The 26,624-nt window shown below is 67.6% G+C and carries 23 protein-coding genes; 11 read left to right on the forward strand and 12 right to left on the reverse strand.

All coding sequences use genetic code 11. The features are described from left to right. Positions 1 to 18 precede the first annotated feature (18 nt). The gene (locus ASD55_RS01500; RefSeq protein WP_056763212.1) at positions 19 to 912 is read left to right on the forward strand and encodes a lipid A biosynthesis acyltransferase; all 894 of its coding nucleotides are present in this window, start codon (positions 19 to 21) and stop codon (positions 910 to 912) included. Positions 913 to 945: 33 nt separating this feature from the next. Here the strand turns inward: ASD55_RS01500 and ASD55_RS01505 are convergent, their stop codons facing one another. The 5 genes from ASD55_RS01505 to ASD55_RS18630 form a co-directional block, all read right to left on the reverse strand. Beyond that, a complete protein-coding gene (locus ASD55_RS01505) occupies positions 946 to 1,260 on the reverse strand; it encodes a tetratricopeptide repeat protein (RefSeq protein WP_056715106.1) in 315 nt (104 codons plus the stop codon). After that, the gene (locus ASD55_RS01510; RefSeq protein ID WP_056763213.1) at positions 1,257 to 2,999 is read right to left on the reverse strand and encodes a glycosyltransferase family 39 protein; all 1,743 of its coding nucleotides are present in this window, start codon (positions 2,997 to 2,999) and stop codon (positions 1,257 to 1,259) included. The genes ASD55_RS01505 and ASD55_RS01510 overlap by 4 nt, the downstream gene beginning before the upstream one ends. 76 nt (positions 3,000 to 3,075) lie before the next feature. Next, positions 3,076 to 4,107 carry a CDP-glycerol glycerophosphotransferase family protein gene (locus ASD55_RS01515; RefSeq protein ID WP_056763215.1) on the reverse strand — a complete coding sequence of 344 codons (1,032 nt, stop codon included), beginning with the start codon at positions 4,105 to 4,107 and terminating at the stop codon, positions 3,076 to 3,078. Continuing rightward, the gene (locus tag ASD55_RS01520) at positions 4,107 to 4,922 is read right to left on the reverse strand and encodes a glycosyltransferase family 2 protein (protein ID WP_056715114.1); all 816 of its coding nucleotides are present in this window, start codon (positions 4,920 to 4,922) and stop codon (positions 4,107 to 4,109) included. The genes ASD55_RS01515 and ASD55_RS01520 overlap by 1 nt, the downstream gene beginning before the upstream one ends. A gap of 56 nt (positions 4,923 to 4,978) precedes the next feature. Beyond that, positions 4,979 to 5,179, reverse strand: coding sequence for a hypothetical protein (locus ASD55_RS18630; RefSeq protein WP_162248767.1), 201 nt, complete (start codon positions 5,177 to 5,179; stop codon positions 4,979 to 4,981). Here ASD55_RS18630 and ASD55_RS01525 point away from each other — a divergent pair. The 3 genes from ASD55_RS01525 to ASD55_RS01535 are packed head-to-tail and all read left to right on the forward strand — an operon-like array spanning position 5,102 to position 7,823. Beyond that, on the forward strand, positions 5,102 to 6,052 hold the full coding sequence (locus ASD55_RS01525) for a UDP-glucuronic acid decarboxylase family protein (RefSeq protein ID WP_056715117.1): 951 nt from the start codon (positions 5,102 to 5,104) through the stop codon (positions 6,050 to 6,052). The two genes, ASD55_RS18630 and ASD55_RS01525, sit on opposite strands and share 78 nt — an antisense overlap. Then, positions 6,049 to 6,987, forward strand: coding sequence for a glycosyltransferase family A protein (locus tag ASD55_RS01530; protein WP_056763217.1), 939 nt, complete (start codon positions 6,049 to 6,051; stop codon positions 6,985 to 6,987). The genes ASD55_RS01525 and ASD55_RS01530 overlap by 4 nt, the downstream gene beginning before the upstream one ends. A gap of 11 nt (positions 6,988 to 6,998) precedes the next feature. After that, positions 6,999 to 7,823: a glycosyltransferase gene (locus ASD55_RS01535; RefSeq protein ID WP_056764417.1), complete on the forward strand. Its 825-nt coding sequence runs from the start codon at positions 6,999 to 7,001 to the stop codon at positions 7,821 to 7,823. A gap of 26 nt (positions 7,824 to 7,849) precedes the next feature. On the opposite strand, the gene ASD55_RS01540 is transcribed toward ASD55_RS01535, so the two are convergent. The 6 genes from ASD55_RS01540 to def form a co-directional block, all read right to left on the reverse strand. Further along, complete coding sequence (locus ASD55_RS01540; protein WP_056715122.1) at positions 7,850 to 8,851, reverse strand: glycosyltransferase family 4 protein; 1,002 nt, start codon at positions 8,849 to 8,851, stop codon at positions 7,850 to 7,852. Between the two features lie 11 nt (positions 8,852 to 8,862). Next, positions 8,863 to 10,011 carry an O-antigen ligase family protein gene (locus ASD55_RS01545; RefSeq protein ID WP_235577696.1) on the reverse strand — a complete coding sequence of 383 codons (1,149 nt, stop codon included), beginning with the start codon at positions 10,009 to 10,011 and terminating at the stop codon, positions 8,863 to 8,865. 257 nt (positions 10,012 to 10,268) lie between these two features. Next, positions 10,269 to 11,987, reverse strand: a complete 1,719-nt coding sequence (locus tag ASD55_RS01550; protein WP_056763219.1) for a glycosyltransferase family 39 protein — start codon at positions 11,985 to 11,987, stop codon at positions 10,269 to 10,271. A 77-nt stretch (positions 11,988 to 12,064) separates the two neighbouring features. Next, positions 12,065 to 13,366, reverse strand: coding sequence for a 16S rRNA (cytosine(967)-C(5))-methyltransferase RsmB (gene rsmB, locus ASD55_RS01555; protein ID WP_056763221.1), 1,302 nt, complete (start codon positions 13,364 to 13,366; stop codon positions 12,065 to 12,067). Further along, positions 13,363 to 14,289 (reverse strand): methionyl-tRNA formyltransferase, encoded by a 927-nt coding sequence (gene fmt, locus ASD55_RS01560; RefSeq protein ID WP_157598819.1) that lies wholly within the window; start codon positions 14,287 to 14,289, stop codon positions 13,363 to 13,365. The genes rsmB and fmt overlap by 4 nt, the downstream gene beginning before the upstream one ends. Before the next feature lie 26 nt (positions 14,290 to 14,315). Then, positions 14,316 to 14,825, reverse strand: a complete 510-nt coding sequence (gene def, locus ASD55_RS01565) for a peptide deformylase (protein WP_056715155.1) — start codon at positions 14,823 to 14,825, stop codon at positions 14,316 to 14,318. 189 nt (positions 14,826 to 15,014) lie between these two features. On the opposite strand from def, the gene ASD55_RS01570 reads away from it, so the two are divergent. The 7 genes from ASD55_RS01570 (at position 15,015) to ASD55_RS01600 (ending at position 24,486) form a co-directional block, all read left to right on the forward strand. Continuing rightward, entirely contained in the window at positions 15,015 to 16,136 is a 1,122-nt protein-coding gene (locus ASD55_RS01570) for a LysM domain-containing protein (RefSeq protein WP_056763224.1), read from the forward strand. A gap of 80 nt (positions 16,137 to 16,216) precedes the next feature. Beyond that, entirely contained in the window at positions 16,217 to 17,383 is a 1,167-nt protein-coding gene (gene dprA / locus ASD55_RS01575; protein ID WP_056763226.1) for a DNA-processing protein DprA, read from the forward strand. Positions 17,384 to 17,503: 120 nt separating this feature from the next. Next, positions 17,504 to 20,002, forward strand: coding sequence for a DNA topoisomerase I (locus ASD55_RS01580; RefSeq protein WP_056763228.1), 2,499 nt, complete (start codon positions 17,504 to 17,506; stop codon positions 20,000 to 20,002). Next, on the forward strand, positions 20,003 to 20,575 hold the full coding sequence (locus tag ASD55_RS01585) for a Sua5/YciO/YrdC/YwlC family protein (protein WP_056763229.1): 573 nt from the start codon (positions 20,003 to 20,005) through the stop codon (positions 20,573 to 20,575). Positions 20,576 to 20,708: 133 nt separating this feature from the next. After that, the gene (locus ASD55_RS01590) at positions 20,709 to 22,082 is read left to right on the forward strand and encodes an AMP-binding protein (RefSeq protein WP_056763231.1); all 1,374 of its coding nucleotides are present in this window, start codon (positions 20,709 to 20,711) and stop codon (positions 22,080 to 22,082) included. A gap of 77 nt (positions 22,083 to 22,159) precedes the next feature. Beyond that, positions 22,160 to 23,443, forward strand: coding sequence for a phosphoribosylamine--glycine ligase (purD, locus tag ASD55_RS01595; RefSeq protein ID WP_056715147.1), 1,284 nt, complete (start codon positions 22,160 to 22,162; stop codon positions 23,441 to 23,443). A 161-nt stretch (positions 23,444 to 23,604) separates the two neighbouring features. Beyond that, on the forward strand, positions 23,605 to 24,486 hold the full coding sequence (locus ASD55_RS01600; RefSeq protein ID WP_056715150.1) for a YbaY family lipoprotein: 882 nt from the start codon (positions 23,605 to 23,607) through the stop codon (positions 24,484 to 24,486). Positions 24,487 to 24,720: 234 nt separating this feature from the next. Here the strand turns inward: ASD55_RS01600 and ASD55_RS01605 are convergent, their stop codons facing one another. Further along, entirely contained in the window at positions 24,721 to 26,574 is a 1,854-nt protein-coding gene (locus ASD55_RS01605; protein ID WP_056763233.1) for an autotransporter domain-containing protein, read from the reverse strand. Positions 26,575 to 26,624: the final 50 nt, after the last annotated feature.

The raw sequence follows: 26,624 nt of genomic DNA on the forward strand, positions 1-26,624 counted from the left end.
GTCGCTTACACTGCGCGGATGCGTATCGACATGTTTCTCGTCTATCTCCTGCTGCGCCTGCTCGCGTTGCTGCCACTGCGTGCGCTGCATGGCGTCGGTGCCGGCTTCGGCCGCCTGCGGCTGCGACTCGGCGGCCGCACGGTGCGCAACACCGCGGTCAACCTGCGCATCGCGCGACCGCAGCTGGACGCGGCGGCACAATCGCGCCTGCTGCGTCAGGTCATGACGGAGAACGGCAAGTCGGGCAGCGAGATCGTCAAGGTATGGGGTGCCGGTGCCGAGCGTGCGCTGGCGCTGGTGCGCGAGGTGCGCGGCGAGGCGCTGCTGGATGCCGCACTGGCGGCGGGCAAGGGCGTGATCATCGCCGCGCCGCACCTGGGTTGCTGGGAACTGCTGAATTACTGGCTGTGCCGCAAGACGCCGATGGCGATTCTGTACCGGCCGCCGCGCTTCGCCGCGATCGAGGGGCTGCTGCGCAAGGTGCGCGGAGCGCTGGCGCCGGAGCAGGTCCGGGCCGATGGCGCCGGCGTGCGCACCTTGTACAAGCGACTGGCGGCGGGTGGCACGGTCGGCATCCTGCCGGACCAGAAGCCGCGCGCCGGCGAGGGCGAGTTCGCGCCGTTCTTCGGTCGCGATGCGCTGACCATGGTGCTGCTGCCGCGGCTGGCCGCCCGCACCGGCGCCAGCGTGCTCTACGCGTTTGCCGAACGGTTGCCGCACGGGGCGGGTTTCCGCATCCATCTGCTGCCGGCGCCCGCGGAGCTCACCGATGCGGACCCGGCGATCGCCTGCCGCGCGCTCAACCAGGGCGTGCAGGATTGCGTGGAGCTCGCGTTCGCGCAGTACCAGTGGCAGTACCGGCGCTATTCCGCGGTGGGGCTGGTCAATCCCTATGACGGGAAAAACGGCTAGGACGCCGCCACACGTGCCGGAGTTCCCCGGCGCTCAGCCGAGCCGGCGCAGGAACACGGTCATTTCCTTTTCGGCCTGCTTGTCGCCGCGCGCGGTGGCCGCGCCGATGCCGCTGCGCCACGCCGCGGCCGCCGCTTCGTTGTCACCGCTGGCCAGGCAGGCCTTGCCCAGCAGCTTCCACGCGGCCGAGTAGCCCGGGTCGAAATCCGTGGCGCGCTGCAGCTCCCCGATCGCCGCCGCGTGGTCGCCCTCGGCGAGCAGGGCGCTGCCCAGCGAGAAGCGCAGCAGTGCGCCGTCACGAGGACCGCCGCATTGCCGGCGCAGGTTGGCGATCTGTTCGGCGCTCATGGCCGTGGCGAGTAGCGGCGGTCGTCCGACGGGTAGACGCGGGTGGGCTGCGCCGGTTCGGGCGGCGTTTGCCCCGCGCGCAGGTCGGCGAGTGCAACGGCTGGCCAGACTTCCAGCCACGACGAGCGAAACGGCTGCACCAGCAGGGCATAGCGCAGTGCCGTGGCATCCGGCTGGTCCACGCGGCGCACCACCACGCCATCCGGGTGGGCGCGGGAGAAATCCTGGATCGCCTGGTCCTGCACCGTCTGATTGCCGAACAGTTCCTGGATCGGCCGGGTCAGCCGGCCTTCGAAATGGAACTGGCCCTCGTAGTTGCCGAGGAAGGCGATCGGCCGCCCGGCCTGCTCGGCGGCGCCCAGCATCTGCGAGATCGGCCGCAGGTCGAAACGGTTCCACAGGGTCAGGGTGAACAAGGTGTTGAGGGCCAGCACGCCGATCAGCCCGGCCACCGCCAGGCGGCGCAGTTCGCCACGGCCGCGCAGCAACACCAGGGCGCCCAGCAGCAGGAACACCACGCTGAAGTAACGGCTGTAGGGCGCCGCGGCATCCGGCCATTCGCCATGCAGGTGGTTGCCGGCGACCAGCAGCGGCAACGCGAACAGGAGCAGGGCGAACACCATGCTGCCCAGCGCCAGTGGCCAGGTGCCCAGCCAGCCGCTGGCCGCCACGACCGGGCGGCGCTCGCGCAGCACGGCGATCGCACCGGCCATCAGTAAGGCCATGCCACCCAGTTCCGGCAGCGGGTAGTAGACCTGCTTGCCGCTGATCAGCGAGAACACCACGAAGCCCGGCACCAGCCAGCACAGTGCGAAGCGCAGGCCCGACTCCAGCGGCTGACGCAGGCTGGCCACGGCCACCCACATGCGCGGCCAGCCGCTGAACGGGAACAGCATCACCGGCAGCCACAGCAGGTAGAACCAGAACGGTTCGGCGTGATTCTGCAGGTCCTTGCCCTGGGCCAGCTTGTCGACCACGCGACCGGCGGTCTGGGTGAAGAACAGCCGCTGCCGGTACGCCTCGCCGCCGGAGAATCCGGCCGGCAGCGCCCAGGCCAGCAACATGGCGCCGCCGAGCAGGAAGGACAGCAGGCCGCGACCGTACCAGCGCGCGCGATGCTCGCTGGCCCAGTCGCTCCACAGCGGGCCGAGCAGCCACGGGAACACCACGTGGAGCAGCATCACCGGGCCCTTGGTCAGCAGGCCGAGGCCCAGGCACAGGCCGAACAGCAGCCAGCGCGGCTCGGCGCGTTGCGACTTCGGGGTCAGGCACAGCAGCGCCGCCAGCGTCCATGTCGCCAGCAGCACGTCGTACATGATCTGCAGGCCGAACAGGAAGGCGTAGCCGAAGGCCAGCAGCATCCACGGCGTCGCCCTGGCCATCCACGGCCGGTGCGGGAAGAGTCGGCGTGCCAGCAGCGAGACCAGCACCAGCTGGGCGCCGCCGACCAGCACCTCGAGGATCCGCGGCCACACGTCGCTGACGCCGAACACGAACCAGCCGCCCTGGATCAGCCAGAACAGCAGCGGCGCCTTCTCGCTATAGGGCTGGCCGTTGATGTGCGGCACCAGCCAGTGACCCTGGTTCCACATTTCCCACGCCACCGCGAGGGTGCGGGTGGAATACAGCGGCATCGGCCCGTGCGAGAAGATCGCCGCCAACGCCACCACGGCCCACAGCGGCAGCCACGGCCAGACGGCGCGAAGATGTTCGGAACGGCTATACGGGCTCAGTGACACGGGCAGGCTCTTGGCGGGCAGGGGATGATTCTAGCCTGCGCGGCGCGGCGGCAAGTGGCGCAGGTGCACGCATCGGTCAGGCCGGGCCCCAATAACCGATGCGCCGGCGGATCTTCAGCTTGCGCCACAGGTTCAGCGGCTTGCGCCGGCGATTCTTCGCGCCGCGGGCGATGAAGGTGTCGATCGCGTCGAGCACCCGTTCGCTGGAATGGCCGTCGCGGTAGGGATGGATCGCGTCGGCGTAGTCGCGGATCGCCTGCATCAGCTCCGGCGGCCGCGCCAGCGCCCGCTCGATCGCGCTCTCGAACTGCGCCGGGTCGTCGATGTCGATCAGCTGCGGGCCGGGGCGGCGGTTCTTGAACGTCACCACCGGCTTGCCGGTGAGCAGGAATTCGTTGAGTGCGGAGGAGGTGTCCGAGCACATCATGTCGACCTGCGGGAACAGCTCCAGGATGTTGTCGTTCTCGGCGAACGTGAGGTACTCGTTCTGCAGCGCCTTGAACTTCGCCGTGGTCTCCGGGTTCATCTTCGGGTGGAAGGTGACGATCCAGCGCCAGCGGCCATCGCGCGACAGCCGCCGCACTTCCTCGTACAGCGTCTCGGCCGCGCTCCACGAGGGCGAGAAGGTGGAGTGGTAGAGGATCACCGGGGGCTGGCGCACCGGCGGCAGCGGGCCGTCGATCTGCTTCATGAACGGATCGATCTTGGGGAAACCGGTCTCGATCACGTTGAAGTGGCCGACCTTGTCGGCGATCGCCTGGAACTGGGCGGTGTCGCGGGGGCCGGTGGTGCAGTACAGGTCGAAGAAGCCGCGCACGTAGATGTGCCGGGGCTTGCCGGCGTCGAAACCGTGGAAGGTCTCCACCTTCACGCCGGGAAAGAAGTGCGGCACCGCGTTGGACGAGGTGATCACCGCGATCGGATGCCAGGCGCGCACCTCGGCCACGCTCAGCAGGCGCTCGCCTTCGACCAGGTCTTCCGCGCCGGGGCCGTCGAAGAACCAGGCGGTCTCGTCGCCGCGGGCGCGGATGGCTTCCTGCAACGGGCGCAGGATCGCCAGCGCGTAACGCTCGGAGCCGTACAGGAGGTAGTGCTTCTCGGGAGTCATCAGCGATCGATTTCGTGTTTGTGGAGCAGGGCCGCCGCGCTCGCCACCGACTCGGGATGGTTGACCATCTCGTAATAGCGCATGCGTTTGTACAGCGCGTAGCTGGCCGCGGTCTGGGCGATCAGGAAGCCGCGCCAGCCGTCCAGGAAGGCCAGCCGGAACAGGTAGTCCTTGAGGAAGGCCAGCAGGTAGACGAACGGTGCCTGCCACATCCGCACCGGCTTGCGCCTGTCCAGCCAGTCGCGGCATTTCAGCTCGGCGTAGCGCAGTACCTTCAGCTGCTTGTGCGCCAGGCTGGGATTGTTGGCGTGGTCGAAGGCGGCGCGCAGCGTCGGCGCGACACCGTCGAAGCGCAGCGATTCGTGCACCCGCGCATCACTCCAGCGCGCACGGCCGCGATGGTATAGCCGCGCCAGTTTCTCGCCCACGTTCGGCCGGTACCAGCGCATCGGCCGGCCCATGTAGATCGTGCGGCGGCGCAGGTACGCCGCCGGGGCGTCGCCCGCCATCAGCCCGGGCAGGCGCTGCTGCAGTTCCACCGCGAGTTCCGGGCTGAGCCATTCGTCGGCATCCAGCACCAGAATCCAGTCATGGCTGCACTGGTTGCTGGCGAAATTGCGCTGGGCACCGAAGCCGAGCCAGTCCTGCTGGATCACGCGGGCGCCATGCGCCCGGGCAATCGCCACGGTGTCGTCGTCGCTGCCCGAGTCCACTACCAGTTTTTCGGCCGCGAACGGCACGCTGTCCAGGCAGCGGGCGATGCTTCCGGCCTCGTTGTGGGTGATGACGGCGAGGGTCAGCGGGAGGGTCGGCATGGGCGGGATTCTAGCCCATGCCCCGATTCACCCGGGTGGAGGCGACGTAGCGGCGGTTAATTCGCCCATTCGGCCAGCCGGGTCGCAACTTCGCGGCGCCATCCATGACAAAATTCACTGGCGTCGATCGACCGTGCGTGCTCCGGCACGCCCCTGCCATCGAAAATTAACGGCCGTCCATGAAACGAATCCTTGTCACTGGTGGCGCTGGCTTCCTTGGCTCGCACCTGTGTGATCGACTGCTTCGCGACGGCCATGACGTGTTATGCGTGGACAACTTCTTCACCGGCAGCAAGCGCAACGTGGCGCACCTGCTCACACATCCGTATTTCGAACTGATGCGGCATGACGTGACCTTTCCCCTCTATGTGGAAGTGGAGCGCATCTTCAACCTGGCCTGCCCGGCCTCGCCGGTGCATTACCAGCATGATCCGGTGCAGACCACCAAGACCAGCGTGCATGGCGCGATCAACATGCTGGGCCTGGCCAAGCGGGTAAAGGCGCGCATCCTGCAGGCTTCCACCAGCGAGGTCTACGGCGACCCTGAGGTGCATCCGCAGATGGAAGGTTACTGGGGCAAGGTCAACCCGATCGGTATCCGCAGCTGCTACGACGAAGGCAAGCGCTGCGCCGAAACGCTGTTCTTCGACTACCACCGCCAGCACGAGCTGGACATCAAGGTGGTGCGCATCTTCAACACCTACGGCCCACGCATGCACCCGAACGATGGGCGGGTGGTGAGCAACTTCATCATGCAGGCGCTGCACGGGGAAGACATCACCATTTACGGCGACGGCAGCCAGACGCGCAGCTTCTGTTACGTCGACGACCTGATCGAGGTGATCGTGCGGATGATGGATTCCGGGCACGGCTTCACCGGCCCGGTGAACATCGGCAACCCGATCGAGTACACCATGCTCGAACTGGCCGAGAAGGTGATCGCCCTGGTCGGCGGACGCTCGAAACTGGTGAACAAGCCGTTGCCGTCGGATGATCCGCGCCAGCGCCAGCCGGACATCTCCGTGGCGCGCGACCGGCTCGGCTGGCAGCCGAGCGTGACGCTCGAAGACGGCCTCAAGGAAACCATTGCCTATTTCCGTCGGCTGCGCGAGGAGGGTGGGGCGGCATGACCAGCTTCGCGGTCGTCATCACCAGTTACAACTATCGGGATTTCGTCGGTACGGCGGTCGACAGTGCGCTGGCGCAGACCCGCGCGGCGGCGCAGGTCATCGTGGTCGATGACGGCTCCGGCGACGGTTCGGCGGATCACCTGCGCGAACGCTACGGCAACGATCCGCGGGTCACCCTGGTCTGTGGCGAGAATGGCGGCCAGCTGGTGGCCTTCCAGCGCGGCGTGGCACGCGCCACGGCCGACGTGATCTGTTTTCTCGATGCGGACGACCGCTGGGAAGCGGACTATCTGTCGCGCCTGGGTGAGCTGTACGACGGCCGCCGCGATGTCGATTTCGTGTTTTCCGACATGCAGCTGTTCGGCGACGAAAATCGCTGGATGGGCTATTCGGAGCGCTCGCATGACCTGGGCTATACCGCCATCAGCACCTACATGCTGATGCACTGGTACGGTGCGCCGACTTCGGCGTTGTCGATGCGCGCGCTGTGGGCGCGGCGCACGCTGGAACTGCCGGAGGAATTGAGCCATACGTGGCGGCTGTCCGCCGACAACTGCCTGGTGTTCGGCGCCAGCGTGCTGGGCGCACGCAAGTATTACCTGCGCACCGGCGCCGTGCATTACCGCATCCACGGCAACAATGGCTGGTGGGGAAAACAGACAGCGACCAGCATCTATCTCAACCGCTTCCGCTCGCGTTGCCTGATCGAGATCTATGCCAGGAACATCGGCCTGGACACGCGCTCCGTCGACAATGCCAAACACGAGTTCCGCACCAAGCCCGAGCCATCCTGGCGTGAGGCCAAGCGTTACGCCAGGATGGTGCGCATGCGTCGCGGCAGCTGGCTGGGCAACCTGAATCGCGCGTTGTCCATCCTCGGCCCGGTCTGGTGGCGCGGCATCCGTGGCGGTCATCGCCTGACCGGCGACGAATGAGCGGGGTTGCCGTGCGCATCAGTGTCGCCGTGATCACCTACAACTGGCCGAGCGCACTGGCGCTGGTGCTGCAGGCGCTGGCGGCGCAGAGCGAGCTGCCGTACGAAGTGATCGTCACCGACGACGGCTCGCAACCGGCCACTCGCGAGCTGCTCGAAAACATCGCGCCCGGCTATCCGGTGCGGCTGGTCCACCTGTGGCAGCCCGACGATGGTGCGCGCATGAGCCGCGCGCGCAACCGGGCGATCGCCGCCGCCCGGGGCGACTACCTGATCCTGCTCGATGGCGACATGGTGGCCGAGCGGCACTTCGTCGCCGACCACCACGCGTTCGCCCGCCGCGGCTGCTTCGTGCAGGGGTCGCGGGTGCTGACCGACGCCGGACTGACCCGGCGGATGCTGGAAGAGGCCGTGCCGATGCCCGGGTTCCTCAGCCGGGGCATCGAGCGTCGGCGACACACGCTGCGGCTGCCGGCGCTGGCGCAGTGGTATGCCCGGCCGGGCACCAAGCAGCGCGGCATCAAGAGCTGCAACATGGCGTTCTGGCGCGACGACCTGCTGCGCCTGAATGGCTTCAACGAGGCGATGACCGGCTGGGGGCGCGAAGACACCGAACTGGCGATACGCGCCTTCCACGCCGGGCTGCTGCGGCGCGAACTGCGTTTCAGTGCGCTGGCGACCCATCTCTACCATCCCACCCGCAAGCATGTGGTGGGCAATCCGAACGACCTCATCGTCGACGACACCCGGGCACGCGGGCTGGTCCGCTGCGAGCAGGGTGTGGATGGCCATCTGGCCGAATTCGCCCAGCCACCGGCGGATCTGCGCCCCGGCTGACGGCACGCCGGGAACAAGACGGCTGGTCAGGCCAGCTGGGCCAGCGCGACATCCACCCGCTGCGCGAATGTCGCATCGTTGGTCTCGAACCATTCCCGCGCCTGCCGGCCCAGGCTGGCCAGTTCGGAGAACGGCATGCTGGTGAGTCGTTCGATCGCCTCTTCCAGCGCCGATTCGTCGAATTGATGGATGGATGCGAGGTTGAACGAGCCTTTCCCGATGGCTTTCACCAGCACGCCGCGGTCCGCTTGCACCAACTCGTTCATCGGGGCGGCATCGGAGGTGATCACCACGGCGCCGCAGCTCATCGCCTCGGCGATGTAATGGCCCCAGCCTTCGGTTTCCGACAGGCACAGATGGAACAGGTGGGCATTCTGCAGCTGGCGTATCTCGCCCTCGTCGCACACGTGGCCCAGCCGGTGCTCGATGTTGGCTGGCATCGGCCCGGCCGCCTGCACGGCTGTTCGCGGTGACTGCAGCACCAGCAGCTTCGGCCATTCCGGATGGCGTCGCCACAAGGCCAGCAGGCGCTCCGTGCCCTTCATCCGGCTGGCACCGGCCAGGTGCAGGAAGCTGGCCTTGCGCGGAACGGCGGCATCGAGGCAGTCGGTGCTGTCGAAGCCAATGTGCAGGGTGCGGCAACCGAGTGACTTGAACAGGTCGACGCCGTAGCGCGTCTTGCACAGGATCGCGTCGTAGCGCGGCAGGTATCGCCGGCTGCGGGGTGACAGCCATTCCGGATTGGGCACCAGCAGATTCAGCCGGGCCAGCGCGCACCAGTCCGGCCGGACGTGCTCCAGGGCGATGTTGATGTCGTACGGCGTCCTGCGCCAGTCGGCGTGGCGCAGGCGTTGCCACCACATCCGCACACGCTGCATGAAGGCCTGCCGGCGACCGTCATGCCGGCGCGGGCCGAGCCGGGTCACCTGAACCTCGTGGCCCAGTCCGGTCAGCGTGCGGCACAACAGGCGGAGGTCGTGGGTGAGGCCGCGCTGGTTGTCCCAGGCAAGCAGGTTGATTCGGGCCATGTGGATCGACTTCAGGGAAGGGCGGGATGGCGCAGCTGTCGACCGATGCCGACCGTCAGCCCCAGCACGAGGAACAGGAAAAGTGATTGCGGCATCGCCCGATAAAACACATTGTCAGTGAACGCACAGAGACTGTAGAGGCCGATCACCATCAAGCCGGCGACCGCTGCACAGGCCACCGGCTCCTGCGGATGGTTCAGATGGCGGGCGAAGAAGACCGCCGGCACGATCAGCAACAGCAACAGCACCAGCAGCGCCGGCACGCCTCCGGCGACCATCGATTCGAGATATTCGCTGTGCGGGTGCACGTACCCGGCGATCGTGGCGCTGGCCTTGCCGGCGGCCACCTGCGCGCGCGCATACACGCCGAACTGGTCCAGCCCGATACCGGCCAGCGGATGCTCGGTGAATGCCTGCCATGCGGTGCGCCACATCTCCAGGCGCTCGCCGATGGCGCCGGTGCTGCCGGCGGCGCTGTCGCCGTACTTGCTGATCTGGGCGGGCACATCAGCCAGCCGGTCGATCATTTCCCGGTGCAGGGTGGCGGTCACCGCCAGCATGCCGACCAGGGTGGCGGCCAACGGAATGAGCACGCGCTTCCAGTGCCTCGTGCGGATCGCATGCCACGACATCAGGCCGAGGAACACCGGCGCGAACGACAGCAGCGGCCCACGACTCTGGGTAAGCACCGCGCCATAAAGACCCACCACCACCGCCGCGCCGTGCAGCCAGCGGTCAGCGCGACGCGTGTCCGGCCGTATTGCCTGCAGCATCGACAACAGCGCCATGATCAGCAGGTACATCGCGAACTCGACCGACGCCCAGTCGCCACCGTTCAGGCCGTAGGGACGATCGACACCCATGCCGTAACGTTGAACTATGCTGGCTGCGCCCAACAGCAGCGTGGTCAGGCTGAAGCCGATCGCGATCACGCGCTGTTGTAACGGCAGGGTGAAGACGGCGGCAACCCCCAGGAACAACAGTGTCTGTGCCGGCAGGTCGAGGGTCTTGCCGTCGAGCCCATGGCCGAGGAAGTTGCCGATGTCATAAAGCAGGCGCAGCAGGCACACGGCGATCACCGGCCATACTCTTCGGAAAATGCTGCGGGTCTCCGCGCGCGTGATCAGCAGGAGCAGGCCGGCGGCAAACAGCAAAGCCATCGGCAACGTCTTCAAACGCCCGGATATGGCAAAACACAAAGGCATGACCGCGAGCAGCAGTGAAGCCGCCGGGATCTTCCATGAAGCTTCTCGTTCGTGCACGGGCCAACCTTCTGAACCTGAAACTCCCCCTCAGCACATGCTAACCGGTGCTTGTCGCCGGCAAGCCCTCTGGACGCGCTGGTGTAACGCTCGGGTTCATTCGCAGTATGCATGGTAGTGGACGAATTGCGTCCCGGGGCGTTTTCGCAGCGTGATCACAGCCATTCATCGGCTTCCGGTTCGGCGATGCCTGTCGGCGCGCAGCCGGGTTTCACCGCGTCAGCCTGGAACATCCACCATTCGCGGCGGTTGGCGTGACCGACATGGATGGCGCGCTGGCGATCCACGCAGTCACCCATCGCCTCGTCGAGGCTGAAAATCCAGCGCCGCGACGCATCCTGCTGCAGCCAGGCCACGGCATCGGCGTACTGCTGCGGCCGGGGTTTCAGGAAGCCGAACTCGGCCACCGGGCCCTGGGCCATCAGCAGGTTCTGTTCCTTCCAGGCGAGCAAGCCGATCTCGGCCTGCGGACCGGCGATGGAGCGTGCCTGCAGCATCACGTTGCGGGCAGAGCGATCGCCGTTGAGCATCGGATAACCCCACAGGCCGTAGATCCCCCACAGGACGCCGGCAAACAGCAGCCAGCCCAGCGGCGCGTGGCGTACCCGGGTGAACGCCACGATGACCAGGCCGGCCAGGCCGATCGTCAGCAGCAGCCACCAGATCCGCGGGTCGAGGCTTTGCTCGATCTTCATCGCCCAGGCCGGGTGGCGATGGAGCGCCAGCGCGGCCGCCGCCGCGAGCACCGCGGACAACAGCAAGGTCAGTGCGAACACCGCGATGCGCACGCCGCGTCGCCGCAGCAGGCCGGGCAGCAGTGGCGCCAGTGCCAGCGCCATCATCGGCAGAGCCGGCAGGATATAGACGTCGCGCTTGCCCGGACTGAACGAGAAGAACAGCACGATCAGCACGATCCAGCCCAGCGGCAACAGCAAGCGCGAATCGCGACGCTTCAGTCGCCGCCACCAGGCCGGCAGTGCCCACGGCAACAGCAACGACAGGGGCAACCAGTCGAGCGCGATGATGCCGAGGAAATAGAACGGCGAATGGATGTGTCCGGTGGGCGTGGCGTAGCGATGCACGGTCTGCCCGAACAGGATGTTCTGCACGTATTCGGCGTGCTGCGGATCGCCATCGGCACGGGCCACCAGCAACATCGGCAGCAGCCAGCCCAGGATCGGCACGAAGAACAGCGCCAGCCCGCCAACCCAGCGCCAGCGGCCCGCGGGCAGCGCCAGTGAGCGCCAGTGGCCGCGCCGGGCGACCAGATAGGGAGCCAGCATCAGCAAGGCCAGCACGCCGACGCCCTTGGTCGCCACGCCCACGCCGGCGAAGAAGCAGCCCGTGGCGAACCAGCGCCAGGACGGCCCCAGCAACAGGTGGCGCAGCAGGCCGTAGTTGGCCAGAGTCATCCAGCCCAGCAGCAGCGGGTCGATCTGCGCGTTGCGCATCTGGTAGGTGAAGTGGATGGTGACCAGCAGCGTGGCCGTGGCCAGCAGGGCGCTGCGGTGGTTCCACAGCCGCCTGGCCAGGTCGTAGACCAGCACCAGTGCACCCAGCGCCGCCAGCAGCGACGGCAGCAGGAAGGCCACGCGCCAGCGGGTGAGAAAGTAGGCGAGTGCCTGCAGCCACATGAACACCGGCGGCTTGTCCGGATACAGCTCGTGGCCCCGGTGCGGGAACAGCCACTGGCCGTGCTCGACCATCCAGCGGGCGACCAGGGCGAAACGCGGCTCGTCGGACGGCCACGGATCACGCAGGCCCAGCCCCAGGCCGAGCAGCAGCAGGGCGAATACGCCGAACAGCAGGATTTCGATGCGCGCATCGCGCAACCACAGCGGGCGCGCGCGCGACAGGGGCACGGGGGACTTCATGACGTCGGGGATCCGTCAGCAGTGCGAGGGCGCGGCAAGCATAGCGCGCCGATATCGGGGCAGCGTGAACCACGACCTCAGTGCTGTTTCTGCAACACCGCGTAATACATGCCGTCGAGGTCGCCGTCGCCGGGCAGGATCTGCCAGCCGGTCGCCGCTGGCTGTCCGGCGGGCAAGCTGAAGGGCACGACCTCGGCGTCAGCCTGGGCCGCCAGCAACTCGCCCACGATCGCCTCGTTCTCCGCTCGCAACACCGAGCAGGTGATGTAGACCAGCCGCCCGCCCGGCGCCAGCAATGGCCACAGCGCGGACAGGATGCGGCGTTGCTGCGCGTGCATCGTGGCGATGTCGCTTTCGCGCCGATGCAGGCGCACATCGGGGCGACGACGCAGCACGCCGGTGGCCGAACAGGGCGCGTCGATCAGGATGCGGTCGAACGGCTGGCCTTTCCACCAGCCCCTGGGTGCCCCCGCGTCACCGATCACCACCTTCGCATTGAGGCGCAGCCGCATCAGGTTCTGGCGGATGCGCTCGGCCCGCGGGGCGTCGAATTCCAGCGCGGTCAGGTCGATGTCGGCGCGTTCGAGCAGATGGCAGGCCTTGCCGCCGGGCGCGGCGCAGGCATCGAGCACGCGCAGGCCATCGCGCAGGTCGGCGAGGTCGGCGGCGACCTGGGCGGCACCGTCCTGCACGGCGAAATGGCCGTCCTCGAAGCCGGGCATGCGGGTGACGTCGCCGCTGTGCGGCAGCACCAGTGCGTCGGCCAGCCAGGGATGCGCTGCCGCTTCGTAGCCGGCCGCGCGCAACTGTTCGATCAGGGCATCGCGTTCGCTGCGCTGGCGGTTGACCCGCAGCATCAACGGCGGTTCGCCGTTGTCCGCGGCCATCACCGCTTCGGCCTGTGCGGGCCAGTCGCGCTGCAATGCGTCGGCCAGCCATTGCGGATGGGCGTGGCGGGTCTGTGCCTTCGCGTCGAGCCTGGCCAGCAGGCTGCTGCGTTCGCGCTGCCAGCGGCGCAGCACGGCGTTGACCAGGCCGGCCAGTTGCGGCCGCTTCAGCGCCCGCACGGCTTCGACCGTGGCGGCCACCGCGGCGTAGTCCTGCAGTTCCAGGATTTCCAGCTGGATCAGGCCGAGCACCAGCAGCGCATGCACGGCCGGATCCTTGTGCCGCAGCGATTTTTCCAGCAGGCCGTCGACAGCGGCGTCGAAACGCAGCCACCAGCGCGCGCCTTCGCTGAGCAGGGCCATCAGCAGGGCGCGATCGCGCGGATCGGCGAGCTTCGGCGCGTCGCGTTGCATGACCTCGCGCAGCGAGGCGCCACGCAGGGCGATTTCAGCCAGTCCCCTGGCGGCCAGTGCGCGGGTGTCGACCTTCATGGCAGGCGCCGCAGTTCGGGCCGGGCATTCAGATAATCGACCGCCCCGATGCGCTTGCCGCCGGCGCGTTGCACGGCGGTGATGCGCAACACGCCGGTGCCGCAGGCCAGGTCGATGCCCTGCCGCCCCGCGCCCAGCACCTCGCCGGGTGGCGTCTGATGATCCTGGGCGATCGCCTGCGCTGCCCACACCCGCAGGGTCTCGCCGGCGATCTCGCCTTCCGCCACCGGCCACGGATCGAACGCGCGCACCTGCTGCTCAAGGGCGATCGCGGGCCGGCTGAAGTCGAGCTTCGCCTCGGCCTTGTCCAGCTTGTGTGCGTAGGTCACGCCTGCTTCGGGCTGTGGCGTGGCCAGCAGGGTTTCGCCGGCCAGGGTGCGGCGCAGGCCTTCGGCCAGCGCGTCGGCGCCGAGCCGCGAAAGCCGGTCATGCAGCGAGCCGCCGGTGTCGTCGCGACCGATCGGCGTGCGTCGCTGCAACATCACCGGGCCGGTATCCAGGCCAGCTTCCATCTGCATCAGGTCGACGCCGCTCTCGGCATCGCCGGCCAGGATCGCGCGCTGGATCGGCGCCGCGCCGCGCCAGCGCGGCAACAGGCTGGCATGCACATTCCAGCAGCCGAGCCGCGGGATCGCCAGCACCTTGCGCGGCAGGATCAGGCCGTAGGCGACCACCACCAGCAGGTCAGGTCGCCAGGCCGCCAGCGCCTGCTGCACCTCGGCGGACTTCAGCGACTCGGGTTGTTCGACCGGGATGCCGGCGGCCAGCGCGGCCTGCTTGACCGGACTGGGCGTCAGTTTGCGGCCCCGTCCCGCGGGACGGTCAGGCTGCGTATAGACGGCCACCACCTCGGCGCCGCTGTCGCGGCAGGCTTCAAGGCAGGGCACGGAAAAGTCGGGCGTACCAGCGAAAACGATTCGCAGACCCCGGCGGTCAGGCTCGGCGCCGCTCAAGCACCGACCGCCTGCTTGCGGTGCTTCTCCAGCCGCTTCAGCAGCAGGCTGCGTTTCAGCGGTGACAGGTAGTCGACGAACACCTTGCCTTCCAGGTGATCCAGCTCGTGCTGGATGCACACGGCCAGCGGGCCTTCGGCCTCGATGACGATGTCCTTGCCGTCGACGTCCTGGGCCTGCACCTTGACCGCCAGTGCGCGGGTCACGTCGGCGTACAGGCCGGGGAAGGACAGGCAACCTTCCTGATAGACCTGCGAGCCGTCCTTCTCGAGGATGCGGGCGTTGATCAGTACCAGCGGCTGGTTGCGCTCGTCGCTCATGTCAGCCACCAGCACGCGCTGGTGCACGTTGACCTGGGTGGCGGCGAGGCCGACGCCGTTGGCGGCGTACATGGTTTCCAGCATGTCGGCGACGAACTGCTTCAGCTTCGCGTCGAACACGGTCACCGGCTCGGCGCGGGTGCGCAGGCGCGGGTCGGGGAATTCAAGAATGGACAATACGGACATGATTTTTACCTCGGCGCCGAAAATGCGGGCGATTTGGTAAAAAGCCACCCTCGGAGCCATCTAGAATGTGTCTCATTGTACGTCGGCAAGCATCCGAGTGCAGACGATTTTTGCCAACTCGCACCTGTTGCGCGGGTTAACCATTCGGTTACACTCGACCGAGCATCTGGGGAAGGGGGATTCCCACCAATGATCAAGAAAATTATCGTGTTGCTGACGGGCATGCTGGTCACCGTGGCGGTCTATGCCGCGGGGGCGCAACTTCGCGCCGACCACCCCGACAGCTACACCGTTCGCCGCGGCGACACCTTGTGGGCAATCTCCGCCAAGTTCCTCGCCAAGCCGTGGCTGTGGCCGGAGATCTGGCAGGCCAACCCCCAGGTGCGCAACCCCCACCTGATCTATCCCGGCGACGTGCTCAACCTGTCCTTCATCAATGGCCCCCGCGTGGGCCTGCAGCCCAGCGTCCATCGCGAAGGTGACGCGATTCCCGCCATTCCCCTGTCCGAACTGAAAATGTTCCTCAAGGAAATGCGGGTGATGGACTCGAACGCGGTGAGCTCCGCGCCTTACGTGGTGGGCCTCGAAGAGTCCCGTCTGCGTGGTGCCGTCGGCCAGAACCTGTACGTGCGTGGCCTGCAGGGCGAGCCGGGCCAGCGCTGGGCCATCGTGCGTCCGACCCACGTGTTCCGCGGCTTCAAACAGGATGACGCCTCCAGCGCCGACCTGGTCGCCCACGACATGGACAGCAACGCGGCGATGGTCAAGGCGCCGTGGAGCGAGGATTCGCGCAACGACGGCCATTACGGCAAGGGCGACGACCTCGGTGTCGAAGTCAGCGTGATCGGCACCGCCGAGACGCTGCGCACCGGCGATCCGGCCACCCTGCTGCTGCTCAACGCGACCCAGGAAGTGCGCAGCGGCGATCGCATCATGCCGATCGACGACAAGCCGTACGACGCCTACTACTACCCGCATGCGCCCAAGTCGGTGCCCGCCGATGCCAAGGTGATCGGCTTTGCCGACGCGATGGCCGCCGCCGGTCCCCGCCAGGTCATCATGCTGTCGGTGGGTGCCCGCGACGGGATCGACAACGGCAGCACGTTCACGATCTTCCAGCCGGGCGAGACGATCCACGACGACGTGGCCAGCAACAGCATGAACCGTGGCTTCGGCGAGACGGTCAAGCTGCCCGACGAGTACGTCGGCCACGTGATGGTGTTCCGCACCTTCGACCGGGTCAGCTACGGCCTGGTGATGGACGGCCTGCGTCCGGTGAGCATCGGCAGCCGGCTGACCGCGCCGCAATAAGCCGCAGCGGCATCTTCCTACACGACGGCGCGGTTTCCACCGCGCCGTTTTCTTTGCCGGGTGCTCCGTAAACTCGACGCATGACCAGGGACGATCTGCAGGAACAACGCGCGTGGCTGATCGCCCTGCGCACGCCGGGGCTGGGGCCGGGCGGGCTGCGGGCCCGGCTGGATGCGGCCGGCGGAGACATGCACGCCGCGCTGGCGCAATTGCAGCGCCAGGCGACATCCCTGGGTGAGCCCGCGCAGGCCTGGCTGGCCCGGCCCGATGCCGCGCTGCTGGATGCGGACATGGCCTGGCTGGCCGAGCCAGCCCGTCGCCTGCTGCGCTGCACGGACGCGGACTTTCCGCCGCTGCTGGAAGACATCCCGCAGCCACCGGCCGCGCTGTTTGTGGTGGGCGACAGCGACCTGCTGCTGTATCCGCAGGTGGCGATCGTGGGAGCCCGCAGCGCCAGCGCCAAGGGGCTGGCCCATGCCCGGGCGTTTGCCACGGCGCTGGCCGACGCCGGCTTCGCGATCACCAGCGGCATGGCCGACGGTGTCGACGGCGCCGCCCATGCCGCGGCCCTCGATGCCGGGGCGAAGACAGTGGCGGTGATCGGCACCGGGCCCGATCGCGTCTATCCCCGCAAGCACCATGCGCTGGCCCGGCGGATCGCGGCCCAGGGCGCGATCGTCAGCGAGTTTCCTCCCGGCACGGCGGCGCGCCCCGATCATTTCCCCCGTCGCAACCGGATCATCTCCGCGCTGGCGCTGGGCACCTTGGTGATCGAGGCGGGGCTGAAGTCCGGTTCGCTGATCACCGCCCGGCTGGCGGCCGAGCAGGGCCGCGAGGTATTTGCGCTGCCCGGTTCCATCCATGATCCGCTGGCCCGCGGATGCCACCAGTTGATCCGCGACGGCGCCCGGCTGGTCGAGACGGTGACGGAAATTGTCGAGACATTGGCGCCTGCAGCGCGCATGCTTGGCGGCCAGCTGGCTGCCCGGCTGGACTCGGCGGGGTCGGATGATGCTGATCCGCGAGCCGTCGGAACCCCGGGAATCGATCGTTCCGGTCCTTGCGGCGATCCGGATTATCGGCGGCTTTTGACTGAACTTGGTCATGCGCCGGCGACGTTGGACGAACTTGTGCAGCGTACCGGGCAGTCTGCCGGCGCGCTTTCGTCGATGCTGCTGATGCTGGAACTGGAGCGGCGCGTCGAGAGCCTGGCAGGCAATCGCTACCAGCGCCTGCCGGACGGCTGAGCCTCGCCGACGTGGCTCGGCCCCGCGTGCGGGCTTGACAGCCGCCGGCGGCGCGTGGTTTCAACTATATATATGTCCGGCACGGAAGCGCCGGTGGTTCACTCTCGGATATCCCGCTTCATGGCAAAAAACCTGCTCATCGTCGAATCACCGGCCAAGGCCAAGACGATCAACAAATACCTCGGCAAGGATTTCCAGGTCCTCGCCTCCTACGGTCACGTGCGCGACCTCAAGCCGAAGGAGGGCGCGGTCGATACCGAGCACGGCTTCGCGATGACGTACGAGGTGATCGAGCGCAACCAGAAGCACGTCGACGCGATCGCCAAGGCCGCCAAGCTGGCTGACGACATCTACCTCGCGACCGACTTGGATCGCGAAGGCGAGGCGATCAGCTGGCACATCAGCGAGATCCTTGACGAGCGCGGCCTGACCAAGGGCAAGCAGTTGCACCGCGTGGTGTTCTCCGAGATCACGCCGAAGGCGATCAAGGCTGCGGTGGCCGCGCCGCGCCAGCTGTCGCACGACCTGGTCGACGCCCAGCAGGCGCGCCGCGCGCTGGACTACCTGGTCGGTTTCAACCTGTCGCCGGTGCTGTGGCGCAAGGTGCAGCGCGGGCTGTCCGCCGGCCGGGTGCAGTCGCCCGCGCTGCGCATGATCGTCGAGCGCGAGGAGGAGATCGAGGCGTTCAAGGCGCGCGAATACTGGACCGTCGAGGCCCAGCTGAAGCATGTCGACGGCGACTTCAGCGCGCGGCTGTCGCGCCTCAACGGCAAGAAGTTCGAGCAGTTCGACCTCACCAGCGAAACCGCTGCCCATGCGGCCCGCGAGGCGCTGAAGGCGGCTGCCCGTGGTCGCCTCGTCGTCAGCGAGGTCAGCTCGAAGGAGCGCAAGCGTCGCCCGGCGGCTCCGTTCACCACCTCCACCCTGCAGCAGGAGGCCGCACGCAAGCTCGGCTTCACCACCAGCCGCACGATGAAGGTGGCGCAGGGCTTGTACGAGGGTGTGGCGCTGGGCAGCGAAGGCAACGTCGGCCTGATCACCTACATGCGTACCGACTCGACCATGCTCGGTGACGACGCGATGGCCGAATTGCGCCAGCTGATCGCCCGCGACTTCGGCGGCCACGCACTGCCGGATGCGCCGCAGGTCTACAAGACCAAGTCGAAGAACGCGCAGGAAGCCCATGAGGCGATCCGCCCGACCTCGGCGATGTACACGCCGAAGTCGGTGGCTGCTTTCCTCAATGACGATCAGCGCAAGCTGTACGAGCTGATCTGGAAGCGCACCGTCGCCTGCCAGATGATCCACGCCACGCTGAACACCGTGTCCGTGGAGTTCGCGCTGGCGGACATGGCCGGCGGCGATGCCTCGTTTCGTTCGACCGGCACCACGGTGGTCGATCCCGGCTTCCTCGCCGTCTACGAGGAAGGCCGCGACCAGAAGAACGCCGATGACGACGACGAAGGCCGTCGCCTGCCTCGGCTGGAGAAAGGCGAGGCCGTGCCGCTGCACGAGATCGTCGCCGACCAGCACTTCACCGAGCCACCGCCGCGCTACTCCGAAGCGAGCCTGGTCAAGGCGCTGGAAGAGCACGGCATCGGCCGTCCGTCGACCTATGCCAGCATCATCCAGGTGCTGCAGAACCGCGAATACGTGTACCTGGACAGTCGCCGCTTCAAGCCCAGCGACGTGGGTCGCGCGGTCAGCAAGTTCCTCACCCAGCATTTCACCCAGTACGTCGACTACGACTTCACCGCCAAGCTCGAGGACGAGCTCGATGCGGTCAGCCGGGGCGAGGAAGCCTGGGTGCCGCTGATGGAGCGCTTCTGGAAGCCGTTCAAGCAGCAGGTGGACGAGAAGGCCGAGTCGGTCGACCGCAGCGAGGCCACCGGCGCGCGCGAGCTGGGCACCGATCCGAAGACCGGCAAGCCGGTCTTCGTGCGACTGGGCCGGTTCGGGCCGTATGCCGCCATCGGCGACAAGGACAGCGAGGAGAAGCTGCAATTCGCCTCGCTGCGTCCCGGCCAGAGCATGCACACCATCGAACTGGCCGAGGCGCTGGAGCTGTTCAAGCTGCCGCGCAAGCTGGGCCAGGCGGAGAACGGCGACGAGGTCAGCGTGGCGATCGGCCGCTTCGGGCCGTTCGTGAAGCAGGGCAGCACTTATGCCTCGCTGAAGCCTGAAGACGATCCGTACACCATCGAGCTGCCCCGCGCGCTGCAGATCGTGCAGGAAAAACTGGAGATGCTGGCGAACCGGCTGATCCTCGATTTCGGAAACGGCGTGCAGGTGCTGAACGGCCGCTACGGCGCCTATATCACCGACGGCGAGAAGAACGCGCGCATTCCCAAGGAGCAGGAGCCGAAGGAACTGACCGAAGCCCAGTGCCTCGAACTGCTGGCTGCGGCGCCGGTGCGCAAGGGCCGTTTCGGCAAGAAGACCGCGAGCAAGAAGGCGGCCGCGAAAAAGGCGGCTCCGGCCAAGAAAACGGCGGCCAAGAAAACGGCGGTGAAGAAGACCGCGACCAGGAAAGCCGCGACCAAGAAGACCGCGGCGAAGAAAACCGCCACGAAAAAGACGGTCGCGAAGAAAACTGCCAGCGACAGCGCCGAGGCCTGAGTGCTGCAGCGTTTAACCCTCGCCGACCTGGACGCCGCCGCCGCGCTGCTGCACGGTGGCGGCGTGCTGGCGTATCCGACCGAGGCGGTCTTCGGCCTCGGCTGCGATCCGCATGACCGGGTTGCGTTCGAGCGATTGTTTGCGCTGAAGCAGCGCCCGCCGACCCAGGGCGTGCTGCTGATTGCGGCGGACTTCGGCCAGGTGGAGCGCTACATCGACCGGGCGTCTGTGCCGCAGGCGATGCTGCAGCAAGTGCTGGCCAGCTGGCCGGGGCCCTACACCTGGATCTTCCCGCGCTCAGCCGAAGTGCCCGACTGGGTTGCCGGCAACCACGCCGGCATCGCGTTGCGGGTGACCGCCCACGAACCGGCAGCGGCGCTGTGCCGGGCCTATGGCGGCGCACTGGTGTCGACCAGCGCCAACCCCCACGGCCAGCCGCCGGCGCGCGCGGCCGAGCAGGTGGCGGACTATTTTGGCGACGCACTGGACGGCGTGCTGGAAGCCCCGCTGGGCGGCCAGCGCAGCCCCACGGTGATTCGCGACGTGCTGTCGGGCGCTATCATTCGCGGCTGAGCGTGCGGGGGAGCGCATGCCGGCAGGTCGGGGTCGAGCCGTCGCGGATCTGCGCGACCGCGTTCACGTCGCTGTTCACATGGCCGCGCGATGCTCGCGGACGCAACGTATCGAAGATCAGGGAGACAGCAGTTTGGTTATCGTCCACGACCCGCGCCAGCGCGAGCTCTCGCCGTTGCTGCCCCTGCTGGTGGCCGCCGACCCGGCACGGGTGGTTGCCTGGCGGCATGGCCAGGCGATCAGCGCCGCGCATTTCCTGGCCGACGTCCGGGCCGTGGCGGCGTTCCTGCCCGACGCGACGGCCGCGGTGAACCTGTGCGAGGACCGGTACGCCTTCCTGGTGGCGTTCTGCGCGGTGATGTTGCGCGGCCAGACCAACCTGCTGCCTTCCTCGCGCGCGCCGCAGGCGGTGGACGAGGTGATGCGGGCCCATCCGGGTTGCCATGCCCTGGGCGAGCAGCGGCTCGATCCGCCGCCGCCGAACTATCGGCAACTGCCGTCGTTCGACGCGCTGCCGCCCGCGCAGGTCGAGGCCGGCTGGCCCACGATTCCCGCCGATCAGGTGGTGGCGATCGGCTATACCTCCGGCTCCACGGGGATGCCCGGGGCGAACCGGAAGACCTGGGGCAGTTTCCACGCCAGCAATGCGGGCAACCTGGCGCGGTTGCATGCCACGGTCGGTGACCGCTTCGAGGTGGTCGCCACGGTGCCGCCGCAGCACATGTACGGGATGGAGATGTCGGTGCTGCTGCCCCTGCTGGGCGACGTGGGCGTGCACACCGGCCGCCCGTTTTTTCCCGGCGACGTCGCGGCGGCGCTGGCCACGGTGCCGGAACCACGGGTGCTGGTGACCACGCCGGTGCATCTGCGTGCGCTGATCGAATCGGGCATTGCCCTGCCGCCGATCGCGGCGATGGTGTCGGCCACCGCGCCCTTGCCGGTCGAGCTGGCGCGGGCGGCCGAGCAGCGCTTCGACGCGCCGCTGCTGGAGGTGTTTGGCTCCACCGAGACCTGCGTGTTCGCCAGTCGCCGCCCCACCGTGGACGAGGACTGGTCGCTGTATGACGACGTGACCCTGCACCCGCAGCCCGATGGCACTGCAATCGAGGCGCCGCAGCTCGGCGCGCCGGTCACCCTGGCCGACATCGTCAGCCTGTCCGGCGGCGGTCGTCGCTTCCGCTTGTGCGGTCGGCATGCGGACATGCTGGAAATCGCCGGCAAGCGCGCCTCGCTGGCCGATCTCACCCGCCGCCTGCTGGCGATCCCCGGCGTGCGCGACGGCGTGGTGTTCCAGCATGGCGACGGCGACGCGCTCGGCGTGCACCGGATCGCCGCTCTGGTGGTCGCGCCCGGACTGGACGAACAGGTCATCCTCGATGCCCTGCGCCGGGCCATCGACCCGCTGTTCCTGCCGCGTCCGCTGAAGCTGGTCGAGGCACTGCCGCGCAACGAGACCGGCAAACTGCCGCGAGCCGCCCTGCTGGATCTTCTGCAAGCCCGCGACTGAGCGCAGCTGCCTCACGGCGCTCCCGCCGCAGCCGTTACAATGCGCAGCTGCGTCGTGTGGCGCACGGGAGTGCAGGCATGAAGGTTCTGGTGATCGGCAGTGGCGGGCGCGAACACGCGCTGGCGTGGAAGCTGGGGCAGTCGGTGCAGGTCGACGAGGTGATCGTCGCCCCTGGCAATGCCGGCACGGCGCGCGAGCCCGGCGTGCGCAACGCCGATGTGGCTATAAACGACATCGATGGCCTGCTTGCGCTGGCGAAGCGCGAAAAGATCGGCTTGACCGTGGTCGGTCCCGAGGTGCCGCTGGTCGCCGGCGTGGTCGACAGGTTCCGCGCGGCCGGCCTGCGCATCTTCGGCCCGCGCGCGATCGCCGCGCAGCTGGAAGGCTCCAAGGCGTTTGCCAAGGATTTCCTGCAGCGGCACAACATTCCCACCGCGCACTACGCGGTTTTCACCGAACTCAATCCCGCGCTCGCCTACGTGCGCAAGCAGGGCGCGCCGATCGTGATCAAGGCGGACGGCCTGGCCGCCGGCAAGGGCGTGGTGGTGGCACTGACCCTGGCCGATGCGGAACTGGCGCTGCACGACATGCTTGGCGCGCACAGCTTCGGCGATGCCTCGGCGCGCGTGGTGATCGAGGAATTCCTTGACGGCGAGGAGGCCAGCTACATCGTGATGAGCGACGGCAGCCACGCGCTGCCGATGGCCTCCAGCCAGGACCACAAGCGCCGCGACGAAGGCGACCTCGGCCCCAACACCGGCGGCATGGGTGCGTACTCGCCCGCGCCGGTGGTTACGCCGGAAGTCGAGCAGCGCATCCTGAAGGAAGTGATCGAGCCGACCCTGCGTGGCATGGCGGCCGAGGGTGCACCGTTCATCGGCTTCCTTTACGCCGGCCTGATGATCGACAAGTCCGGCGCGCCGAAGGTGATCGAGTTCAACGTGCGTTTCGGCGATCCGGAAACCCAGCCGATCATGCTGCGTTTGAAGTCCGACCTGGTGGATCTGATCGATGCAGCGCTGGATGGCCGTCTGGCGAACACCACGGCGCGCTGGGATGCGCGCCCGGCAATCGGCGTGGTGATGGCCGCCGGTGGTTATCCGGGGCGAGTGCGTCTGGGTGATGCGATCAGCGGGCTGGATTCACCGGAAAGCGGCGACGTGAAAGTGTTTCATGCCGGCACGCGGCTCGATGATGCCGGGCGCGTGGTCAGCGCTGGCGGGCGCGTGTTGACCGTGTGCGCGCTGGGCGCGGACATCGGCGCGGCGCGCGAAAGCGCCTACGCCGCGGTCAGCCGGATTCGCTATGACGGCGCGTTCTGCCGCCGCGACATCGCCCACCGGGCGCTGCATCGCGGCTGATCCAGCAGCCAGTACGCAGGCGAATGGTAGGCCATTGGATGGCTTGACTTTTCCGGGCCGGGCTTTTTGGGCTATGCTTGGAACTTCCCCCGCGTAAAAGTCGTGGCGCCGAGCGCCTGAACGGACACGTGCCTGATTTCACGCTTGAAGAGGTTTCCCCGATGCGCAAGACGGTTTTGTCGCTGATGTCGGTTGCTGCACTGGCCCTGGCTGGCTGCAACAACGCTTCCAATTCGTCCCCGCAGGCGGACTCCTCCGGTCCCGCTTCGGCGAACACCGCGGGCGCCGTGGCGAAAACGCCGAGCCAGGTGAGCGGAACGATTTCGCTGCGTGCCGGCTCGTCGACGCCGTCGGACAAGGCCAGCCTGGTGCTGAACCTGGTCGACGTGTCCTCCACCGCCGTGGGTTCGGCGCCGCTGGCCAGCAAGACCTCGCCGGCCGGCACGTTCCCGCAGTCGTTCACGCTCAGCTTCAACCCGGCTGATGTGAAGCCGAACGACCTGTACGTGATCCAGGCCACCATCACCGACGGCGATCGCCAGTACACCATGCCGATCCAGGCGCCGGTGCTGGCCAAGGGCAGCAACAACGACGCGGTGGCGATCCAGTTGCAGTCGGAGCAGACCCCATCCGAGAAGCTGCTGGCCGAATTCGGCGAGGTCAAGGCGCAGATCGGCGGCATGAAGATCAGCCATGGCACCAAGCTGGAGGCCAATGACTCGCGCGGCTGGCAGCTGTTCCGCCAGGCCGGCGAAGTGAAGTACATCCGCGAGGAAGTCGACTACGGCGACAAGGGCTACACCAGCACCGATTACGCCTACAAGAACGGCAAGCCGTGGGTGATCGTGCAGGAAACCAAGGCGAACCGCGACGGCAAGCCCAGCGCGATCGACCGCGCCGGCTGGAGCGAGGACGGCACCCTGGTGCTCCAGCAGCATCAGGTCGGCGCCGACGTGCAGCCGCTGGATGCCGCGGCCGCCGCCACCATGAAGAAGGACGCGGTGTCGATCCTCGGCATCGCCACCGGCGGCAAGAACAAGTAAGCCGTCCAGACGTCCAAAAGAAAAAGCCGCCGGGAGACCGGCGGCTTTTTTTGTGCCTTACGAGAACTCAGAGCCTGTGAAGAAAACCACTTCCTGTGGCTTTCTTCTATCGCACGTCCGGTACATGCCCGGACGTGCTCACGTGAATCAGTCACTTGCGTGACCGATCCACGTCCGGCCATCCACGTCCGACCATCCATGGCCGGGCTTCGAGGTTGAAAAAATCACAACCTCTCAGAACTTGATCCGGAAGCCCATGTTGAAGGCGTTGTAGCGCTGGCTGGTATCGCTGAAGCGGGCGTTGTAGCCGATCCAGCTGGTCACCTTCGGGGTGAGCTGGGCGGACAGCCCCAGGTCGACCGTGCCCCAGGCCTTGTCCGGGACGAAGCCGACCATCGAGAACGAGCCGTTCATGGTGTTCAGGCCGGTGCTGATCGCGCGCACGGAGTCGGCCTTGCTGTCGCGCGTCCAGGCCAGTTCGGCGTAGGGCGACATGACCAGGTTGGCCACCTGCCACTGACCCTGCAGCCGCCAGCCGATGCTGCCAAGCAGTGCGCGCCGGCGCTGCTTGCCGAACCACATGGCGGTGGCGTCGCTGCCGATTTCGGCATAGCCGTCGACCTTCGCGTCCTGCCATTCGAAGCTGGCGAACGGGCCGGTGCGGATGTCGTCGAAACTGAACCACCAGCCGCCGTTGATGTTGGCACCGACATGCGAGCCGTCGGTGTTGCCGACTTCGCTGATGCGCGCCGCGCCGACCTGGAAGTTGCGTTCGATGTGCTTGAAGTCGGATTGGCCGTAATGGACGATGCCGCCCACGTAGCCGCCGCCGGCCTGCCACGTCACGTAGCCCAGGCCCGAGTAGTCGACCAGGTGGTAGCCACCGCCGCCATTCATGTGCGCGGTGTCGCGGGCGATGCCCAGCGCCACGCCGGCGGACAGGTTCTCGTTGACGCGCATGTCGTAGCCCAGCGTGAAGTGCGCGTTGTCGCTGTTCACCGACGGCGAGCTGGGGCTGGCGTCGAAACGCTGCTGGGCGTAGTCGATATTGACGAAGGCGCGGGTGCCTTCGCCCAGGCTGTCCTGCAGGATCTGGTTGTGCAGGGCACGGCCATAGGCGGTGATCGCGGACAACGGTGCTTCACCGAGCAGGGATATCTGCTGCGGCGCGGCCAGTTCGGACGACACCACCTGGCCGAGCATCCGGTGCGCAGCGGTCGTGGGGTGGACGCCGTCGGCGAACAGATAGTTCTGGTCCGCGCCGGCGGCGACCAGGGTCGTGCCATCGCAGTCGTGGGAGCTGGACGTGGTGCAAGCCGGCGTGGTGACGTTTACGAAACCATACTTGCCCGGATCGGCCAGCACCTGGTCGAACAGCGCGTAGGCATTCACCGCCAGCGTGTGGTCGCCCAGGCCCGCATTGAGGATCTGGTTGTAGGACTGCGACACGTCGGTAAGCACGCCGCTGATGCCCGGCACCAGGGCCTCGTTGGCCCGGGCCGACGGGGTGGCGCCGATGTTGGGCAGGTTGAACACCACCAGGTGCTGGGCGCCGGCCTGTTTCAGCTGGTTGATCAGCGCCACCTCCTGGGTGGCCGCGGCGTTGATGTTCGTCGTGGCCTGCTGCAGGGTTTCGCCGTAACCGGGGATGACCACGCCCACGCCGTACTGGGTGGAGTGATAGAAGATGTCGTTCGCGCCGCCCCAGATCATGTACAGGCTGTGCGGATCGGCCTTGGCGCCGTTGGCCAGGTAACCGTTGACCTGCTGGGTGATGGTCTGGATCTGCGGCGCCGGATCGCTGTTGGTGGTGATGCCCGCGCCGCCGTAGGCGTAGTCGCTGCCGCCCAAGCGGGATGGCTGCAGGTCGAGGCCCAGCTGGTCGGCCACGTTCTGCACGGTGACCTGGCCGGGATTGGTGGTGAACTTGTCGTACGCGCCGGCGGTGTTGGGCAGGTTGCCCGCATCACTGAGGCTGTCGCCGAACACCACGACATGGTTGAACGTGGAGCGATCGGTGGCCTGCGCGGCGTTGGCCAGCAGCATGGCGGCGGCGATCGCGCCGGCCAGATGACGTGTGCGAAGCATGCGTGGACTCCTGGAGTAGCGGCCCCGGAAGGGCCGCGTAGATATTTCAC

It is taken from the genome of Rhodanobacter sp. Root561, from assembly GCF_001427365.1.
Classification (GTDB): domain Bacteria; phylum Pseudomonadota; class Gammaproteobacteria; order Xanthomonadales; family Rhodanobacteraceae; genus Rhodanobacter.

Bases quoted from the DNA above. Each gene is read 5' to 3' on its own strand.
- ASD55_RS01500 (WP_056763212.1), top strand. From the start codon at position 19: ATGCGTATCGACATGTTTCTCGTCTATCTCCTGCTGCGCCTGCTCGCG.
- ASD55_RS01505 (WP_056715106.1), bottom strand. From the start codon at position 1,260: ATGAGCGCCGAACAGATCGCCAACCTGCGCCGGCAATGCGGCGGTCCT.
- ASD55_RS01515 (WP_056763215.1), bottom strand. From the start codon at position 4,107: ATGACTCCCGAGAAGCACTACCTCCTGTACGGCTCCGAGCGTTACGCG.
- ASD55_RS01520 (WP_056715114.1), bottom strand. From the start codon at position 4,922: ATGCCGACCCTCCCGCTGACCCTCGCCGTCATCACCCACAACGAGGCC.
- ASD55_RS01525 (WP_056715117.1), top strand. From the start codon at position 5,102: ATGAAACGAATCCTTGTCACTGGTGGCGCTGGCTTCCTTGGCTCGCAC.
- ASD55_RS18630 (WP_162248767.1), bottom strand. From the start codon at position 5,179: ATGGCCGTCGCGAAGCAGTCGATCACACAGGTGCGAGCCAAGGAAGCC.
- ASD55_RS01530 (WP_056763217.1), top strand. From the start codon at position 6,049: ATGACCAGCTTCGCGGTCGTCATCACCAGTTACAACTATCGGGATTTC.
- ASD55_RS01540 (WP_056715122.1), bottom strand. From the start codon at position 8,851: ATGGCCCGAATCAACCTGCTTGCCTGGGACAACCAGCGCGGCCTCACC.
- ASD55_RS01545 (WP_235577696.1), bottom strand. From the start codon at position 10,011: ATGGCTTTGCTGTTTGCCGCCGGCCTGCTCCTGCTGATCACGCGCGCG.
- ASD55_RS01550 (WP_056763219.1), bottom strand. From the start codon at position 11,987: ATGAAGTCCCCCGTGCCCCTGTCGCGCGCGCGCCCGCTGTGGTTGCGC.
- rsmB (WP_056763221.1), bottom strand. From the start codon at position 13,366: ATGAAGGTCGACACCCGCGCACTGGCCGCCAGGGGACTGGCTGAAATC.
- def (WP_056715155.1), bottom strand. From the start codon at position 14,825: ATGTCCGTATTGTCCATTCTTGAATTCCCCGACCCGCGCCTGCGCACC.
- ASD55_RS01570 (WP_056763224.1), top strand. From the start codon at position 15,015: ATGATCAAGAAAATTATCGTGTTGCTGACGGGCATGCTGGTCACCGTG.
- dprA (WP_056763226.1), top strand. From the start codon at position 16,217: ATGACCAGGGACGATCTGCAGGAACAACGCGCGTGGCTGATCGCCCTG.
- ASD55_RS01580 (WP_056763228.1), top strand. From the start codon at position 17,504: ATGGCAAAAAACCTGCTCATCGTCGAATCACCGGCCAAGGCCAAGACG.
- purD (WP_056715147.1), top strand. From the start codon at position 22,160: ATGAAGGTTCTGGTGATCGGCAGTGGCGGGCGCGAACACGCGCTGGCG.
- ASD55_RS01600 (WP_056715150.1), top strand. From the start codon at position 23,605: ATGCGCAAGACGGTTTTGTCGCTGATGTCGGTTGCTGCACTGGCCCTG.
- ASD55_RS01605 (WP_056763233.1), bottom strand. From the start codon at position 26,574: ATGCTTCGCACACGTCATCTGGCCGGCGCGATCGCCGCCGCCATGCTG.